Origin of the sequence: Cetobacterium sp. NK01 (assembly GCF_024506395.1) — a bacterium.
Taxonomy (GTDB): domain Bacteria; phylum Fusobacteriota; class Fusobacteriia; order Fusobacteriales; family Fusobacteriaceae; genus Cetobacterium_A; species Cetobacterium_A somerae_A.
On record NZ_JANIBO010000007.1, the window covers coordinates 21,176 to 40,266 of the forward strand.

The window sequence follows — 19,091 nt, forward strand, 5'->3', positions numbered from 1 at the left end:
AAATTTAAGGAGTGAATAAATTATGAAAAAAATAGTTCTATCATTGGCACTTTTGGGTCTTCTTACTGCATGTGGTGATAAAGAGCCTAAAGCTAAAAAGAAAAATATAGTTGTCACAAGTAATTCTCACAATGGTGAGCCATCTTCTGTTGCTTTAGAAGAAATTATAAAAGAATATAATCAAAATAATCCAGAAGTTAATATCGAATTTATACCAGGATCTTCAGATTATGAAGAAACTATGAAAACCAAAATGGCTACAAACTCTTTACCTGATATATTTGGTACCCATGGTTGGTCTGTAAATAGATATAAAGAATATCTAGAGCCTTTAAATAATAGAGAGTGGGCAAAATATTTAAGTCCAGCTATTGCTCCTGTTATTACCGATGAAAATGATAAATTTTATATATTACCTCTTGATGTTGATATAGTTGGGCTACCTTATAACTTAGATGTTTTAGAAGCTGCTGGAGTAAATCCAAAAGAGATTAAAACTACCGATGATTTTATTGCTGCTCTTGAAAAAGTAAAACAAATTGGCGTAACACCAATATATATAGGAGGAAAAGATTCTGCTTCTGTTGGAAATATATATGACTGGATAGCTCCAGGTCTTATTATCTTAACTAATGATAATCCACAAGGTGAAAACCTTAAAAATGGAATTTTTGATGAAAAAGCTTGGAATCAAACTGGTGAATTTATTAAAACTCTTGTAGATAATGGTTATATAAATAGAGATGCATTAACAGGAAATGAGGCTGCTAGAGCTCTTGGAACTGGAAAAGCTGCATTTTTATTCTTTGGAACTTCTATGATTAATGAAGGAAATAGCTATAATCCTAATGCTAGACTTGATTTTATTGCATTACCCACTAAAGATAGAGATCAAAAATCATATTTTATTACTGGTGAAAGAATGGCCCTTGGTGTTTGGAAAGATTCTCCAAACAAAAAAGAAGCTTTAGAATTCTTAGATTATTTAGCAAAACCAGAAAATGTATCTAAAATGGCAACCGCAAATATTTTACCTACTGGACTTACAAATGCTAAAAGTGATCTTGGAAAGTTTGAAGATAGCTACAATTTAGGAGATCAATATCAATATGTTGGTTTCTTTGATCGAGAGTACTTACCTAGTGGAGCTTGGGAAACTCTTTGTTCTATTGGAGCTTCTATTATATCTGGACAAATGACTGTTTCTGAAGCTTCTAAAAAAATGAAAGAAGATTTTGATAAATTGAAAAAAAATAAATAAGGAGTATAAGATGAATATATTTTTTAATTCTAATAACATGGAGTTTCATTTACAAAATGATAAGATTAGTTATATTATAAAAGTTTTAGGTACTGGTGATTTAGGTCATCTATATTTTGGTAAAAGATTAAATCACAGAGAAAATTTCTCAAATATGCTTCAAATATTTGAACATCAAGTTCCTTATACTCCTGAACAAATTGATGGTGTATCTGGATTTGCTTTAGATACTTTAAAACAAGAGTTTCCAGCTTTTGGAACAGGTGACTACAGAGAGCCAGCATATGTAATATTACAAGAAAACGGTAGTAGAGTTACTGATTATAAATTTTCTAAATATGAGATTTTTAATAGAAAACCAAGCTTAAAAGGTCTCCCACAAACTTATCTTGAAAATGATGATGAAGCTAAAACATTACAGATAACATTAAAAGATAAGCACTTAAATTCAGAGATTATATTATCATATACTATATATAAAAATTATCCAATTATTACAAGAAACTCTAATATTATAAATAATGGATCTTCTCCTTTAACTTTAGAAAGATTTTTAAGTTTTAACATGGATATTCCACAAAAAAATTATGAACTTATGCATCTTTCTGGTGCTTGGGCTAGAGAAAGACATGTTGTTACAACACCTATAAATCAAAATAGAATATCTATTGATAGTAAAAGAGGAGCTAGTAGTTCTAATAATAACCCTTTTATAGCATTAAAAGAGATTGGTGCTGATGAATTTAAAGGTGAATACATTGGAGTTAACCTTGTTTATAGTGGAAACTTCTTAGCTCAAGTTGAAAAAGATCACTACGATAATATTAGAATTAATATGGGAATAAATCCTTTTAATTTCTCGTGGATTTTAGAAAAAGATGAAACTTTTGAAGCACCTGAAGTTGTTATGTGCTACTCAGACTCTGGACTTAATACACTTAGTCAAAATTATCATAAATTCTATCAAAATAATCTTATTAGAGGAGAATGGAAACATAAAGCTAGACCTATTTTAATAAATAATTGGGAAGCTACATATTTTGATTTTGATGAAGATAAAATAGTTCAAATAGCTATAAAAGCAAAAGAATTAGGAGTAGAACTTTTTGTTTTAGATGATGGTTGGTTTGGTACTAGAAATGGAGATACTTCTGGACTAGGTGACTGGTGGAGTAATTTATCAAAATTACCTAGTGGTGTAGAAGGACTTTCTAAAAAAATAGATGAAATGGGTATGAAATTTGGTCTTTGGTTTGAACCTGAAATGGTAAATCCTGACACAGATCTTTATAGACAGCATCCTGAGTGGGCTCTTTCTATACCAAATAGAAAACCAACTTTAAGTAGAAATCAGTTAACCCTAGATTTAGGTAGAGCTGAAGTTAGAGATTACCTTTATGAAAAACTTTCAAAAATATTAAGAGAATCTAAAATATCTTACATTAAGTGGGATATGAATAGAAATATGACTGATGTATGGTCTGGTGTTTTAGAAGGTAAAAGACAGGGTGAAACCGCACATAGATATATTCTTGGAGTATATGACTTAATGGAAAGATTAACTACTGAGTTCCCTCATATTTTATTTGAATCTTGTGCTGGTGGTGGAAATAGATTTGATGCTGGTATGCTTTATTATATGCCACAGATATGGACAAGTGATGATACTGATGCTGTTGAAAGATTAAAAATACAATATGGTACATCAATAATTTATCCTATATCGTCTATGGGAGCTCATGTATCAGCTGTTCCTAATCATCAAACAGGTAGAATCACATCTATTGATACTAGAGCAAATGTTGCATTCTTTGGTGCTTTCGGTTATGAACTTGATTTAAATCATATAACGGATGATGAAGCTAATTCTGTTAAAAGACAAATAGAATTTTTTAAAGAAAATAGAGAATTATTACAATTTGGAACTTTCCATAGAATTGAATCACCATTTGAAAATGGGTTCCAAAATGTATCTTGGATTATGGTAAATAAAGATCAATCAGAAGCTATCTTAGGTGTTTATAGAATTCATTCTATTCCAAATCCAAGTTTTGATAAAGCTTTTGCTGCTGGATTAAATCCAGATTTTAAATATAAAATTGAGCATGAAGATATCTTAGGAGAAATTTTCTACGGAGATGAACTTATGTATTCTGGTATTAAATTTAGAAAAATTGGTATAGATACTCATGATTCTAAGAATTTAGAAAAACTTGGAGATTATAGTAGTAAAATTATCAAGATAACAAAAATATAGATTTAAGACACGGGAGAAAAAACTATGAAAAAATCACTTTATTTACTTGCAGCCTTAGCTGTAATCAGTAATACCACTTTTGCTGAAACAACTTTAACTGAGGAAATTTATAATACCCAAACCGAGGTTTTATCTGAAGTCATTATTCCTCAAGATAGTAAATGGTATTTTACTGGAAGACTTTATTTAGAAACAGAGGATATTCAAAACTCATCTAAAGTCAGAAGAGCTCCAAATAAAATGGAGAAAGTTGGTAATTCTGAAGATGGACTTTTCTTGGGGACTGGGGTTGCTGCTTCAAGAGACAGATTAACTTTAGATTTAAATGTTGAAAGAAGATACAATGGGGATGTATACTCTTTTAAAGAATCTGCAAGAGATATGACTAAAGTTGATTGGAAAGTTAGGTATCAACTCTTTGAAAAACAAGGTTTTCATATTAAATACAGAAATGAACAAGCTGATAATTTCAGGAGAGATAGGATTGAACTTGGAACTGACTGGAACTACTATGATAATATGTTTACTGGGTGGGCTGTTATTGGTCATGATAAAGATAAAAGCAATGGTAAAAATTCAAAAGGAAACTTCTGGGAATTTGAATTTGGTCCAACTTTTTCTTTAACTGAAAAACTTTCTATAAATCCTACAATTTATAATATTGGAGAATTTTATGATAACTATGAAATGGTTGAAACCCAAATTAGAATTATGACACCTTATGTTGTTAATGAAAAATTAACAGTTATGCCTAGAATCAGATTAACTTTAGATAAAAATGTAGACGACAAAATTGATGGTAATTACAAAAAAAGCTGGGATGCTACATTTGGAAATAGAATCAGATATGAATTAATGGCTAACTATATCATAAATGAAGATTTCTCAACTTTCATAAGCATTGGATATGAAAATGAAAAAAGAGACTTCGAAAACTCTAAATACTTTGGTGGAGTTAATGGAAAACAATCACATAATATGTGGTGTGGATATATTGGCTTAACTTATAAATTTAATTAATCAAAAAATTATATATCCTATATACACTCAATATAAATCATCTGAATCTAATTAAATATTTATATAAACTTTCAAGTTGGGGTAATATTAAATTATCTAACTTGGAGGTTTTTTTATGAGAAGAAATATGTCTGAAGAAGAAAAGCAAAAAAGAATTAAAGTGAGAGAATTTTTGAAACAAAATCCTATTTCCAGTCCTGATTATCTTATAAGATATGGCATGATTGAACAAGAGACAAATAGTGCAAATAGATTTGCAAAAGCTCCTAGGACTATTCCTATTATTTTAGATATTTGCAAAGATATGACTGAATTATGTCCTAATGCTTGACTTCTATTTTTCTTTCTTCAAATATATATTTTCCAAGAAAGTGTAAAAGTCAATAATTTTATTTTAACATTTACACTAGTCAAAGATAGTATAAGATGTTTAGTTAAGATAATTGTATTTTATAAACTAGAGTTAAGGTAATAAAAAATAGTTTAGATTTTATAATTTCAAGTATATTTATAAAAAAAATCTAAAATTAATAAAGGGATGATTTTTTTAATCATCCCTAAAAATATAAAATATTACTCTAAATTTTTTAGTTATTTATTATTAGCAGCTTTTTCTCCAGCAATTCTTCCAAATACAGTTATATCAGCTAAGGCATTTCCACCAAGTCTATTTGTTCCATGAATACCACCTGTAACTTCACCAGCAGCAAATAACCCTTCTATAATCTCTCCATTTTTATTTAAAACTTCAGCATTTTCATTAATTTCAACTCCACCCATTGTATGATGAATTGTTGGAATTCTAGCTCCAGCATAAAATGGTGCTTTTTCTATTTTTTTACCAAATAATTTTCTACCAAATTCATCAGATTTTTTATCAACAGCTAAGTTGTAATCCTTTATTGTTTTTATTAAAACTTCAGGATCTATCTCAAGTTTTTTAGCTAATTCATCTAAAGAATCAGCCTTAATAGCTCTATTTTCATCAACTAACTCTTTAATGCTTTCATTAAAATTATTTTTATCATTTTCATTTGGATAGACTTGTGAATCTACAATAACATATAATAATGCATCTGGTTGATTTAAAAGAGCATTGGTCATAACATCTCTTCTCTCATCTTCAGCAACAAATCGTTTCCCTTTTTTATTTATAAAAATTCTATCTTCAACAGTTGTTTCAATATTTCCACTTAAACTTCCTGTTTTAGGATCTCCTAATGGTAGCATTTGAATATCTTCCATTCCTATTAGATTAGCATTGGCCATTTGTGAAAGGTTAATTCCATCTCCTGTGGCAGCTGGAGTATTAGTAGATAATATATTTTCTGTTAATTTAGGGTTATACTTTGTTCTATACTCAATATTTTTAGAAAAACCTCCAGTGGCTAAAATAACACCATTTTTGCTCTTAATAGTTAATATCTCTTCAGGAGTTTCAACTACAGCACCAACAACTCGATTATTTTCAATAATTAGTTCTTTAGCTTGTGTATCTAGTAAGATTGGAACATTGTTTTCTTTTAAAAACTTTTCATAAGTTAAGATAAAACCAGTTCCAACGGGATCTATAGGCTTATGACTTCTTGGATAAAGAGCACCTAAAACTGTAAATACATCATCTTTAAATTTCATTCCCTTACCCTCAAGCCATTCAATACCTGAATAAGCATTATCAGTTAAAATTTTAACAAGCTTAGGGTTCCCTTTCTTATCCCCACCTTCAAAAGTTTGTTTATAAAAAAGTTCATTTGAATCTTCAATATTCATTGGTTTTTGTCTTTTAGGATCTACAGCATTGTAAGCTCCTCCAGCTAAAATAGTATTTCCACCTAAAAAACTCATTTTTTCAACTAGAATAACATTAGCCCCATTTTCAGTAGCAGATGAAGCAGCAGCTAGTCCAGCTCCTCCTCCTCCAATAACTAAAACATCTGTATTTAATTCTCTCTTTTCTTTTTTTAATACTTTTTCTTTTTTAATTTTTCTTAATTCTGAAATATTAGCACCTGAACTTTTAAGTGCTTCTATAATACTTCTATAAAATCCATTACTTGATGATGTTGCTCCAGCCACCATATCAACACCTAAACCTTGAGTTTCTATTATATCTTTTTTTATATTATTAAAAGCTGCGTCGGAAATTATACTTGTATCACTACTTGAAATAACTTTAATATCTTCTATTTTTTGATTTTTTATTATTACTTCAGTTTTAATATCTGATTTGTACCCTTTCCCCGTTCCAATATAAACTCCATCTTTCATTCCATTTCCTAATAAAATTGTAGAAATTAAAAAGTAACTTAAAAATTTTGTTTTCATTTTATAGTCCTCCCCCTAAATTAAAAAATTATACTATTTAATTACCTTATAATTTTTTATTTGTCAAGGTATTAAGGATGTATATACTTGAATTCTAAAGTAATAAATATGAATTTTCTAGTTACTATAATTACATTTTGTAAACTAGGATTAGGAAAATTAAAAAAGCTATCTTAGCAAGAAGTATCTTGGTGTACCTAATCTAAGATAGCCTATTTAGACATTTAAAATTTGATAGCTAAAAAATGAATTTATACTAAATTTGGTACACTCCCGTTAAATCTACTAACTTAAATAAATTATAAAATAAAAATTATCCTCTACGATTTTTATTTCATATTTCAAATTTAATAACTCCAAAATATTTTTTACAATATATAGTCCTAATCCTGATCCTTCTATATCTTTTCCCACTGAACTTTCCCCTCTTTTAAATGGAGAAAAAAGATTTAAAGCCTCTTCATTCAAATTAGTGTAAGTTCTGTTTTTTAAAATAAGAGTTCTTTGGTTGAATTCTATATGGATACATTCATTTTCTAAAGAATACTTCAAAGCATTTTGAATTAAATTTTCTACTACTATTTTAAAAAATTTATAATCAGTTTTTATAATCAAATCTTCGTCGCCTTTTATATTTACATCAATATTTTTTTCAAGTTCTAAAAGTTCATACTTGTATAAAACTTTTTGAATTAATTCCTTTAAATTAAAATTTTCATAATGTAAAAGATTTTTTGAGTACGTTATTTTTGAAAGAATCAATAAATTCTGTATTAGTTCATTCATCTCTTCACTTTCTTTAATTAAAAGATTATATAGCTTTTTTCTTTCACTTTGAGTTAAATCTCTATTTTCTCGTAAATTTTGTGAAATCATATTTATAGTTGAGACTGGTGTTTTTAATTCATGAGAAGCATTTCCTACAAAACTCTTTAAACTAGACATAGATTGATTCAATTCTGAGGACATCTTTTCAATAGAGTTCGCCAACTCTTCTATTTCATCTCCACTTTCTATATCTAATTTTTCTACAAATTCTAAGTCTGCTATTTTATGAGCAGCTGTATTTAATTTTTCTAAATTTTTAGTAAGTTTTTTAGAAAAATATCTTCCAAATAATAAACTTATAAATATTGCTATAAACATGGATATTCCTTGTATTAAAAATGCCTCATATTTATAATTTTCCAATGCAACTAAAGGTAGAATTAAAATTAAAGGTGTGTTATTTATAATAGTATAATAGACTAGGTGCCTCCCACCCATTTTAGTTTTTATAAGTGATGCTTCATTTAAATTTAATGTATTTTGTAAAAGAAAATTATTTCTTTTTCCGATATTTTTTCCTCTATGATTGATATTCATATTTCCATAATTTACTTGAATCCCATCAGAGCTGATAGCTTCAATATAACTATTTAATTCACTTTCATTATTTGCAAACTCCTCTATTTTTTTGCAATTAAGGGAGTTCAAGCTTTTTTCTATATATATAAAAATGATCTAAAGATATTAAATTTAAAATTTGTACCATAGCTACGCTAATAAAAGCAAGGAAGATTGAGTACACCATAAGTTTTTTAAAAAAATTAAATCTTATCTTCATCATATGAATATCCCATCCCACGGAGAGTCTTAATCCTTTCACTAAAAATCCCCATTTTTTTTCTTAATCTTTTTATCAGAGTATCTACTACCCTATCGTCTCCTTCGTAATCGAATCCCCAAATTTCGTTTATCAGTTTCTCTCGACTTAAAACAAAACCTTTATTTTTAATAAAATACTCTAATATCTGACTTTCCTTGGGAGATAGCTCTACCTTTTCCCCATTTATTGTAAGTTCTAAAGTTCTACTATCGAAACCCAATCCATTATAATAGTAACTACTTTTATCATCTATTTTTAAAATTCTTTTTATTCTAGCTAACAAGATTTTTAGATTAACTGGTTTTGTGATATAGTCATCAGCTCCTAATTCTAAACCTTTTAATTCATCAAATTCACTATCTCGAGCAGTCATCATAATAACCGGAATATCAGAGTTACATCTAATTTCATCACATATATCCCATCCATTTATATTTGGTAGGTTTATATCTAAAAGTACAAGATCTGGAGTCTCATCATAGAACTTCTCAATAGCTTCTTTTCCATCATGAATCATGATTATTTTGAAATTTTGATTTTTCAAAAAAAGATTTATAGAATTAGCTAAATTTATTTCATCCTCTACTATTAATATCTTTTTTATTTTTCTCGCCTCCTAACCTCTTTATAATTTAATCAGATTTATTCTAAATAAACTTTATCATATTTTTCATTATATATATAGTAAAAAAGGCGTAGAATTTACGCCTTTTAATCTTAATTATTTTTTGTTCCTTCAGTTGTAGCTACATTATTTACAGATGTATTATTAGCTTGATTTTTAAACATTCTTCCTTGACCGTTTCCTCTTCCTCTTCCTTGGTTATTAAGATTTTGATTTTGCGCTACTCTACCTGATCCAATAAATTCTCCTTTGTTTGCTCTCTCGGTAGTTCCTGTAACAACACATATTCCGTTATTTGCTGCCATTCTTGTCACTCCGTTTGTCTGTGCATTTCCTGCTAATTTTCCAGTTCCGTTTGCTGCAAAAGTTACAGCTCCTAATACTAAAGTTCCGATTATTAATAATTTTTTCATTGTTCGTCCTCCTTTAAAATTTCGTGTTATCTTTTGTATTTAGATAGTATTATACTTTTGTGTTATGAATATGACAATTAAAAAACTTTTAGTTAATTTTAATTTAAGTATCGTTCTGGATTATTAATCAAATCTTTCTTTAGTTTTTCTAATTCAGAAAATTTAAACTTTTCTAATCCTTTTATTTTTTCCTCTATTTTTTTACATTCTCTTCATAGTTCACACTAGAAGATTAAATCCATTTTATAACTATCTATCAATTTCTCATTAGTATCAAAGACTTGAGTGAACACTATTTGTTGATTTGAGGATAATATAACTCGCTTTTATGTTATGAATATAGCAATAAAAAAAGAATGAACTTTGTTTATACATACATATTATCAAGTTTAATTTATCAAATTTAAAAAAAGTACATTATAGTATAAGACTAAATGTACTTTTTATTTTATATTTATAATTATTAGACTTCTTAATTATGAGTGTGTGTACAAGAAATTCCATTAGAATCTAATAATCCGTTTAAATGTGTTTTTAATATATCTTCAATATTACCACTAGCTCCTAAAATAACTTCAATATTTTCAATTGGTTTGAATATATTATTCAAAAAATGGTCAAACTTAATTTTAAATAAACTATATCTTAGTCAAAATAGTCTAACGACTTTTATTATGAGACGTAGATATAGCTGGCGCCAATTTTAACATAACATCTTTACTTAATTTTTGTAAAATTATGATAAAAAAACACAATTTAACAAAAATAAATTGTTTTTATATAACTATTATGTTAAAATTAGTATAAAATATGTTTTTAGAAAGTGAGAATAAAAATGAATATAAAAGAAATCCGATTGGAAAATTTTAAAAATATAAAAAATAGTGTAATAGAATTCCGTAGTAATTTATCTGGAATCTATGGTCCTAATGGAACAGGAAAAACATCTATTGTAGAAGCTTTAGAAGTTTTAAAGCTATATTTTAGCAACACTTCTAAATATATAAATAATAACCAGGTTTTAGATAAAATTCTAAAACTTATGACTATAGGTAAACAAAATATGGTTATCGAAGCTATTTTTTTGTTCACGAAGATACTGATTTCAAAGTTTTAGTGGAGTTTATCAAAGATAGTAACGGTGGAATTTTTGTTTCTAGGGAGGAGTTTTCTCAAAACAATCTAAAGCTAGACGTAAATTTCAGCATATAGCTAAGATTAAAAATGATGATACACTGTTATTACCAGAGATTTTTATAGGTGGAACAAATACAACAAATTCAAATATTTTAATCGATTTTTTAGATACGTCAAACTTTAAACAACTGTTGAAAAACTTTAGTAATTTGAACACTTTTTTCTTGAGTTCATTCTTACATACTGATGTAAAAAAATTAGAAGATCCTAAATTTAAAATTCTGAAAGATTCATTTGAAAATTTAAAAATAGTTGAAAATTTAATTAAAAATATTGTTGTAGTTACTTTATCAAAACAAGCTCTTTATAAGGATACACTAGTTATTCCTATCAATTATGGAAATGGTTCTGATTTAGATACTATAAATTACTCTACTCAAGATAACATTTTCAATAAAAAAGATGTAGACTCTTTGAAAAGAGCTGCTAAAAATATAGATAAACTGCTTTCAATTATTATTCCTGATTCTAGGTTTATACTTGAAGAAAAAGTTGTTGGAGTCGATGAAAATGACGAAAGAACTGCTATCAACTTGTTCCTAATAAAAAAAGGTATCAAAATTCCTTTAACATTGGAATCTACTGGTACAATTAAGCTTGTATCTCTTTTATCTATTTTAATTGTATATATACAAAATGAAAAAGCTATTATTGTTATAGACGAACTAGATATTCATATCTTTGAATATCTATTAGCTGTATTACTAGAAACAATGGCACCTTTAGCTAAAGGACAGCTTATTTTCACAGGGCATAATCTTTTACCTATGGAAAAATTAGGTAAGGATTCTATTATAATTGCCACTGAATCTAATGATGATATAGTTTACACATTTATGAAAGGAATTTCAAATAGCACTAACATTAGACAAAAGTATTTACGTTCTCAAGCTTTATGGAGTGAAGACAATATAGAACCTCTTCATTTAAATATTCCAGCTTTAAATGTCTTTGTAAAAGGGTTGGTGTTAAAAAATGGCAATTAAAATTGTTCTTTTTATTGTTGAAGGACCTTCAGATGAAGAAACTCTTTCTGCATATATAACAAAATTGATGTTTAAGAATAGAAAAAAATTATCAGTACAAATAACTTATGGTGATAAAACAAGTGAAAACATCCCCAATAGCAAAACTCTTTTTACAGTTACTGCTGATAATATAAATCAATATATTGAAAATATCATAATTGAATATTTAAATAGAAAAGATGTAAAAGATCTTGGTATAAAAGCGAAAAATATTGAATATGTTTTTTATGTAACAGATACTGATAACTGTTTTTTTGAAGAAACTCTGCCTAGATTAAATAAAAAAGAGTGTCTATCAAAAATGTTCAATTTTAAAGAGATTGAAGTTTACCAAAACCAGATTCAAAGACGACAAGAAAAGCAAAAGAATATTTCTGAGAGGAAAATACCAAGAGTTCCATTTGAAACAATATTTTTCGCTAAGGATTTAGAAGCTGTAACTATTGGAAATAGTGAAAAATTAACAGATGAATTAAAAGAAAAATTATCAAATGATTTTGCTCAAAATTCCCTTTTAATAGATGGTTTTTTTGAAAAGGTTTTTAGAGATAACAGTTTAATGCAATGGGAAACTTTTGAAAAGTCATATATAGGAATAAAAACTTATCGAGATAGAGCTTCTAATATGAATAACTTTCTAGATAAAGTAGATAGTTGGAAAAAGAAAGATTAAAAAAAGCTCTGCCAGAGGGTTTCCCAAATTTAGTGTAAATTGTAAAAATTAAATATATATATTTTACCTTCTTAGCTATTAATTTGTATAATTAAATTAATAACTGAGGAGGTTTTTTTATGGCTAGAAAAAATTCAGAAGTAAATCCACTTGTTAAACAATTAATTGAAGAAAATAAGATTAAATCTGCTGACGATGCTCAAGATTTCATGAAAAATATGTTTAAAGCTATGGTTAATATCTTGATACAAGCTGAATTTGATGAAGCTATTGGATATGATAAATATGACAGAGAATCAAGCGCTAATACTACTAACAGTAGAAATGGGTATAATTCTAAGCAAGTTAATACCTCTCTTGGAAAAGTTCAGGTTGATATTCCTAGAGATAGAGAGGGACAGTTTGAACCAACAGTTGTTCCTAAATATTCTAGAGATATCTCTGATATTGAAGATAAAATTATCTCTATGTATGGGCGTGGAATGACTATTTCTGAGATTAATGCTCATCTTGAAGAGATTTATGGATTAACATTCTCAGCATCACAAATTAGTAGAATAACTGATAGAGTTTTTGAAGAGATAGATAATTGGAAAAATAGACCACTACAAAAATGCTATCCTTTTGTATTCATGGACGCAATACATTTTAATATTAAAAGTAATGGGAAAGTTTCAAATAGAGCTGCATATGTTGTTTTAGGAATAGATTTAGAAGGAAAAAAAGATATTTTAAGTATTGTAATAGGAGAGAATAAAAGTTCTAAGTTCTGGTTAAAAGTTGTAGATGAATTAAGAACTAGAGGCATTGAGGATATTTTTACAGTGTCTATTGATGGTTTAAAAGGTTTTAGTGATGCCATTTTAACTATTTTTCCTGAGACTAAGATCCAACGTTGTATGGTACATCAAATCAGAAATACGTTAAGATATATGAATTATCAAGATAGAAAAAGCTATGCTCAGCAGCTAAAAAGTATTTACAATGCTACTAATGCAGAATGTGCGTTTGAAGCTTTAGAGGCTTTAAAGAATGATCTTCCTGAGTTTGCGCCAGCTCTTAGAAGTTGGTATACTAACTGGAGTGAATTATCGCATTTTTTTAATTTTCCTATGGAAATTAGAAAGATGATCTATACTACTAATATAATTGAAAGTTTAAATAGTCAGTTTAGAAAAGTTAGTAATTCTAGATCTGTTTATCCTAATGAAGATGCTTTGTTAAAGGTTCTTTTTCTTTCTAGTAAAAATATTATGAAAAAGTGGAACCAAAAAGTCAGAGGTAGGGAAGGAATTCTAAGAATGTTATCAATAGAGTATGGAGAACGTCTAGAAAAATATTTGAAATAAAAAAAGCTCTGCCACTTTTGTGACAGAGCTAATTTTTTGATATAATAGTTACACCATGTATACTATTAAACAAATTTTTACTTCTGTCAATTATACTAATATTTTAAATTCTATTCAAGAGTTTTTTTCTAAAGACTACTTTAATCATATTAAAGATACTGTCTTTAAATCTATTAACTGCAAAAATTTTGATTTTGCTAGAATAGAATATCAATGCCCTCATTGTGGTTCACGCGCATGTAAACCTGTTACTTGTAAAACTAAATTTTGTTCCTGTTGTTCTAAAATATATATCGAAAATTGGGCTAATAAACTTAATCAACAAATGATTAATCACAAGCATAGGCATCTTCTCTTTACAATCCCTAAGGAATTACGATCTTTTTTTCTTAATAATAGAGAACTTTTAACATCAATTTCTGACTCGCTTAATTCTGTATTTAAAGATCACTTTTGGAAAAAATATAAAACAACTCATTTTGGATACATTACTTTTTTCCATACATTCGGCAGAAAATCTAATTTTAATCCACATCTGCATATCTTAATTACTTGCGGTGGATTCAAAGAAAGCTTACAATGGAAATCTGTTGATTTTTTTCCTTACTCACTATTTAAAAATTCTTGGAAATATATTGTTACTACAACTTTAAAAGAAGCTTTTCCTAATGATCAAAAACTTTTAAACATTGTCAATTCTATTTGGAAAAACCAAATCGATTTTTTTATTGATGTTAAAGGAACTGAAATTTACAATTCTTTAAATGCTCTTAAGTATTTAGGTAGATATCTCGCTAGACCTCCTTTAGCTGAATATAGAATCACTCATTTTGATGGTAATAGCGTTACTTTTTGGTATGAACAACTTCCTGAAAAAAATAAAGTATTTCTTGAACTTCCTGTAGAAAAGTTCATTAAACAATTAGTTGCTCATATTCCACCTAAAGGTTTTAAAATGATTAGAAGATACGGTATTTACTCTAGAAACTTCTCGCAAGAATTAAAAAATTTAATAAAACTTAAGCACCTAAAAAAACAAAAGGCTATTACAAAACTTACTTGGGCCGAGCGCATAGAAAAATGGCTTGGTATAAATCCATTAAAGTGCCTTCAATGCGGATCTAATATGATTTTAACTATATTTTTCCATAAAAAATATGGTATTTTTGATTTTAGACTCAAGAAGAAAATTTAAAATTTCTAACCACAGGTAACTGTGGTATTTTGCTTTTCTATAAAGTAAAGCAATAGATTAATTTTTAATATATTTATTAGCTACATCTTAATTTTTAGTATTTTTAAGAATAATTTCAAAAAATTATAATTTCCTAAATAATAAAAAAAGCTATCTTAGGAAGAAGTATCTTGTAGTACCTAATCTAAGATAGCCTATTTGGACATTTAAAATTTGATAGCTAAGAAGTTAATTTACACTAAATTTGGGAAACTCCCAAGACTTTTTTTATTACTTTAATAAAGCTTCTATTTTTTTCAAATATTTTTGCAAATCTCTTTTTTTCTTTTCATCTAATGTTTTTATTTTATTATCTACTTCAGATGAAAACTTTATAAATTTAGGAATATAATTAAAATCAAATTTAGTCTCTTCTTTTAATTTTTCTTCAATAGGAATTATCATATCTTGATTATCAATGAACTCAATTATTTCTTTTTTATTTGCACCTTTATTTATAAGCTCTATAAATTTTTTTCTATTTTCTTCTAAGTAAATCAAATCTATATACTTTTGAGATAAAAGTAAAACTAGATTCTTTTTTTCAGGAATGACATCATTATATAGTTCAAATCTTTTTCTGTATCTTAAAGCTGTACTTTTACTTATATTATTAGCTAATAACCATTTTTCATATAAACCTGTGTACTTACTTCCTTCTCCACCTAATTCCTTATAAACATTATCAAACACACGACCTAATTCAATTACATTTTTTGCTTGAATTTTAAATAGTTCAATAGAACTATTTAATAAAAAATTTATTATTTTTTCGTCATCTGTTATTTCTTTAAAAATTTTTAAATCTAAAAGTTCTACTATATCTTGTTGATTAATTTCATTGGCTGAAGTATTCTCTTTTTTTTCTAATTTTGTTTCATTCAAAAGAGATTTCATATTATTAAAAATTTTATTTCTGTCATTTTTAGCCATTTTTACCCTCCAATTTAACTTGAAACTGAGTTTCAAGTTGGAACTCAGTTTTGAATCTCTTTAATAAGTGAGATTAATATTTTTTGAACTTCAGAAGCTGATTTATTTTGGTATTCCCATATTGTTTTCTTTTCTTCTAACATACCTTCAATAAAAGATAAATTTTTAATAGGTTCTGTTACTAAAATAGGATAATCTTCCAATTCATCTTTTAACATATTATAAAATTCTTTTTGAACTTTAGTATCTTTATAATTATTTGTTATAATAGCTTTAACTTTATTTATATCAACTGTTTTTAATAAATTTAAAACTCCTTCTAATGTAACAGAGTTAGCAAAATTAGGAATTAAAATACTATCTGATTCTTTTAAAAATATTTCATCTATTTTTAATGTTGGTATGCTGTCTATAATAACATAATCAAATTCTGTTTTTACTCTTTCTAAAAATATAGGTAATTCTTTTATAAATTGATTAGAAAACTTAACATCTTCAAGAGGTAAAAAATATAAATCACTTCTTAATCTAAAATATTCTCCATCTTTTTTTAAAACCTCTGCTTTTAAACCTTTTCTAAAAGTTTTTTCTCCTCTAAATAAATAGTTAAATACATTATTTTGAGGATCAGATGTTAAAATTAAAACTTTATTTTCTAAATAAGATAATCCAGAGGCTATTTGAGTTGCTAAAAATGTTTTACCCACTCCACCTTTATTATTTTTTATAGCTATAATCTTTCCCAATTTTAAATTTCACCCCTTAATCTTTTGTAACAATTAATATATTATACTTAAATGAAAGATCTTTTGTAAAGTCTAAAGTTTAATTCTTTACATGAATCTATTTTTTAGACATTGTATATAGTTGTTTATATTGTAAATATTGTTATATTGTTATGTACAAAAAAAAACGTCAAAAAACACCCTTTGGCCCATTGAGTTTATTGACATTATGCACACTTTTTTTGTTCCTAATTAGATGGTGACACTTTCCTAATTAGATGGTGACATCTTCCTAATTAGATGGTTACTCTTTCCTAATTAAGTGGTGTCTCTTTCCTAATTACTGGGTTAGACTTTAAAAAAACAATTGATTTTTATAAAAAAAACATGTAATATAATCAATATTATATGAAATTCCTAATTAAGTGGTTGCTTTTAAGATCGTTTTTTCTTGATTTTGGCAATATGTAACCCAGTAATTAGGAAAAAATACTCAGTAAGATTTTTAATCCAGGGGGGAAGTGTTTAAGTGAGTAAAAAAATAGTTAAAAAAAATAATGATGTTTGGTGGCAAGAAACCATAGATACTCCAGAAACAGAATATGTAGAAGAAAATTTTTATGTAGAAGAAACACTTGTTAAAAATAAAGAGTTAATAAGAATGGAAATGAATTTAATTCAACTTCCCATTTTTTCAAAAAATACAAAACGAAAAGTAAATCAAGTTGTTAAATATTTTTTTAATAGTAATCGTGACACTTATATAACAGTTACCCCAACAGCAGGTAATTATATTCCTGGAGAAACTGAAGAAAAAGTATTTATTGCACTAATGCAAATTATGAAAGAAAAAGGTATGCCTAAAAAATTCATAATTTCTGTAACAGATTTGAGAGATAAATTAAAGCTAAATACAGGTAGATATGGGAATATCATAAAAAGTGCTTTGCTGAGATTAGCAGAAACTAATTATAATTTTAAAAATACAATGTATTCCTCTGAATTAAGAGGAACTATAAACAAAGAGGTAAGTACCCCTATTTTAACTTTAGAAATAATAACTTTATCTTTAAAGCAAAATGAGAAATATAGAAATTTATATGATGATAAAAGAATAAAAGAGATTTATGAGATAAATATTTCAGATCATTTCTATAGCAACATTATTCAAAAGGGATATATGGTTTATAACTCAAGAATACTTTTAGAGATATCTACAAGTACAGCTAGAACAATTTATATGCTTATAGAAAAATTGAGATTTGAAAATTTATGTTTAAAAATGGATATTATATTTTTAATTAAAAGGATACCACTAAAATATGATAAGAAAAATCTAAATAGTACAGTGAAGACTTTAGAAAAAGCTCTTAAAGAACTTAAAGATAAAAACTTAATAGAGGATTTTAAAATAATAAAAGAATCCACTTGGGAAAAATCGGAGATTGAGATCTTCTTTCATGAAAAATCTAAAGAGGAGAAGCAACAACGATTTTTTGAAGACAGAAACGATTTTAGAAAACTGTTAACAGAAACAACAGTTAGTGATACAGAACATGAGATGATAGAGGATGCTGAAATTATTGAAAAGAGTACTCCAATAGAATCCACAGTTATTGTTACTCAAGAGATGATTGATAAAATTTTAGGACTTATGCCAAGTAAAGCCAGAAGTTTGAAAACTATGCCTAAAACTATTAAAGAGGCAATTTTAGAATATGGATACTCAAAAGTTGAATCAGTTGCTATATACATGAAAAAAAATAAAGTTGAAAAGGTCAGAGCATACTTTATTAAAGCTTTGGAGAATAATTGGTGTGAAGATGAGGCTGCTGTAATACAAACGCCTAAAAAAGATGTTTTAAACGATTCTCAGGAGTTTGTAAAACAAGATGAGTCACAAAAAAATTATGAGAAAGAGTTAGAGTATTTTTCATCTCTGTCATCTGAGGAAAAGGAAGAGCTCCAAGAAAAAGTCTACAGAGCCTACATAGAAGAGTGTGGTCAAGAAACTAAAATTCAAAAATTAGCCTTTAATGCAGCTAAGAATAGATTAATAGCTGAATATATTTTAAAAAATAATCTTCTAAAGAGTGAGAAACCAAAATCAATTATTGAAGAGGTTCCAAAGGAAAAAGATGTAGATTTAAGTTTGATAGATGATATAAATTACTATAACAATTATATCAGTAATAACATTGAGCTTTACAAAGTTGTTTTTAATCTTTCTGAAGAGAGAATAAAAGAGATTAAAAAAGAGATTTTATTAGAACTTGGAACTAAGATTATCTCTAAAACAATAACTTTAGAAGAGATAAATGCAGCAATTGCAAAAAATTTAAAATAGTTCTTTGAATATGAAAAGGAGAGAAACTATTGTAGTTTCTCTCCTTTATTACTTAC

General features: G+C 27.0%; 17 protein-coding genes. 10 read left to right on the forward strand and 7 right to left on the reverse strand.

The genetic code is table 11. The features are described 5' to 3' along the window. The first annotated feature begins 22 nt into the window (after nt 1-22). The 4 genes from NON08_RS14465 to NON08_RS15090 all read left to right on the forward strand — a co-directional run bounded on the left by NON08_RS14465 (nt 23) and on the right by NON08_RS15090 (nt 4,869). Nucleotides 23-1,261: an ABC transporter substrate-binding protein gene (locus tag NON08_RS14465; protein ID WP_256692315.1), complete on the forward strand. Its 1,239-nt coding sequence runs from the start codon at nt 23-25 to the stop codon at nt 1,259-1,261. 10 nt (nt 1,262-1,271) lie between these two features. After that, complete coding sequence (locus NON08_RS14470) at nt 1,272-3,518, forward strand: alpha-galactosidase (RefSeq protein WP_256692316.1); 2,247 nt, start codon at nt 1,272-1,274, stop codon at nt 3,516-3,518. 24 nt (nt 3,519-3,542) lie between these two features. Further along, the gene (locus NON08_RS14475) at nt 3,543-4,538 is read left to right on the forward strand and encodes a hypothetical protein (RefSeq protein WP_256692317.1); all 996 of its coding nucleotides are present in this window, start codon (nt 3,543-3,545) and stop codon (nt 4,536-4,538) included. A 115-nt stretch (nt 4,539-4,653) separates the two neighbouring features. Then, complete coding sequence (locus NON08_RS15090) at nt 4,654-4,869, forward strand: hypothetical protein (RefSeq protein ID WP_319941572.1); 216 nt, start codon at nt 4,654-4,656, stop codon at nt 4,867-4,869. Nucleotides 4,870-5,129: 260 nt separating this feature from the next. Here the strand turns inward: NON08_RS15090 and NON08_RS14485 are convergent, their stop codons facing one another. The 5 genes from NON08_RS14485 to NON08_RS14505 all read right to left on the reverse strand — a co-directional run bounded on the left by NON08_RS14485 (nt 5,130) and on the right by NON08_RS14505 (nt 10,159). Next, entirely contained in the window at nt 5,130-6,863 is a 1,734-nt protein-coding gene (locus NON08_RS14485; protein ID WP_256692318.1) for a flavocytochrome c, read from the reverse strand. Nucleotides 6,864-7,148: 285 nt separating this feature from the next. Then, nucleotides 7,149-8,339, reverse strand: coding sequence for a sensor histidine kinase (locus NON08_RS14490; protein WP_256692319.1), 1,191 nt, complete (start codon nt 8,337-8,339; stop codon nt 7,149-7,151). A gap of 113 nt (nt 8,340-8,452) precedes the next feature. Further along, nucleotides 8,453-9,115, reverse strand: coding sequence for a response regulator transcription factor (locus NON08_RS15095; protein ID WP_256692339.1), 663 nt, complete (start codon nt 9,113-9,115; stop codon nt 8,453-8,455). A gap of 113 nt (nt 9,116-9,228) precedes the next feature. Next, entirely contained in the window at nt 9,229-9,549 is a 321-nt protein-coding gene (locus tag NON08_RS14500; RefSeq protein WP_256692320.1) for a hypothetical protein, read from the reverse strand. A gap of 472 nt (nt 9,550-10,021) precedes the next feature. Continuing rightward, nucleotides 10,022-10,159 (reverse strand): hypothetical protein, encoded by a 138-nt coding sequence (locus NON08_RS14505; protein WP_256692321.1) that lies wholly within the window; start codon nt 10,157-10,159, stop codon nt 10,022-10,024. Nucleotides 10,160-10,384: 225 nt separating this feature from the next. Between NON08_RS14505 and NON08_RS14510 the strand changes: the two genes are divergently transcribed. The 5 genes from NON08_RS14510 to NON08_RS14530 all read left to right on the forward strand — a co-directional run bounded on the left by NON08_RS14510 (nt 10,385) and on the right by NON08_RS14530 (nt 14,991). After that, on the forward strand, nt 10,385-10,666 hold the full coding sequence (locus NON08_RS14510) for an AAA family ATPase (protein WP_256692322.1): 282 nt from the start codon (nt 10,385-10,387) through the stop codon (nt 10,664-10,666). A 244-nt stretch (nt 10,667-10,910) separates the two neighbouring features. Further along, nucleotides 10,911-11,732, forward strand: a complete 822-nt coding sequence (locus NON08_RS14515) for an AAA family ATPase (protein ID WP_256692323.1) — start codon at nt 10,911-10,913, stop codon at nt 11,730-11,732. Further along, nucleotides 11,722-12,447, forward strand: a complete 726-nt coding sequence (locus tag NON08_RS14520; protein ID WP_256692324.1) for a hypothetical protein — start codon at nt 11,722-11,724, stop codon at nt 12,445-12,447. Before NON08_RS14515 ends, NON08_RS14520 begins: the two co-directional genes overlap by 11 nt. 119 nt (nt 12,448-12,566) lie before the next feature. After that, nucleotides 12,567-13,796, forward strand: coding sequence for an IS256 family transposase (locus tag NON08_RS14525; RefSeq protein ID WP_256692325.1), 1,230 nt, complete (start codon nt 12,567-12,569; stop codon nt 13,794-13,796). 55 nt (nt 13,797-13,851) lie between these two features. Further along, on the forward strand, nt 13,852-14,991 hold the full coding sequence (locus tag NON08_RS14530; RefSeq protein ID WP_256692326.1) for a transposase: 1,140 nt from the start codon (nt 13,852-13,854) through the stop codon (nt 14,989-14,991). A 270-nt stretch (nt 14,992-15,261) separates the two neighbouring features. On the opposite strand, the gene NON08_RS14535 is transcribed toward NON08_RS14530, so the two are convergent. Next, the gene (locus NON08_RS14535) at nt 15,262-15,963 is read right to left on the reverse strand and encodes a hypothetical protein (RefSeq protein ID WP_256692327.1); all 702 of its coding nucleotides are present in this window, start codon (nt 15,961-15,963) and stop codon (nt 15,262-15,264) included. A 44-nt stretch (nt 15,964-16,007) separates the two neighbouring features. Next, the gene (locus tag NON08_RS14540) at nt 16,008-16,709 is read right to left on the reverse strand and encodes a ParA family protein (protein ID WP_256692328.1); all 702 of its coding nucleotides are present in this window, start codon (nt 16,707-16,709) and stop codon (nt 16,008-16,010) included. A gap of 508 nt (nt 16,710-17,217) precedes the next feature. Here NON08_RS14540 and NON08_RS14545 point away from each other — a divergent pair. Further along, nucleotides 17,218-19,035 (forward strand): hypothetical protein, encoded by a 1,818-nt coding sequence (locus NON08_RS14545; protein WP_256692329.1) that lies wholly within the window; start codon nt 17,218-17,220, stop codon nt 19,033-19,035. Nucleotides 19,036-19,091: the final 56 nt, after the last annotated feature.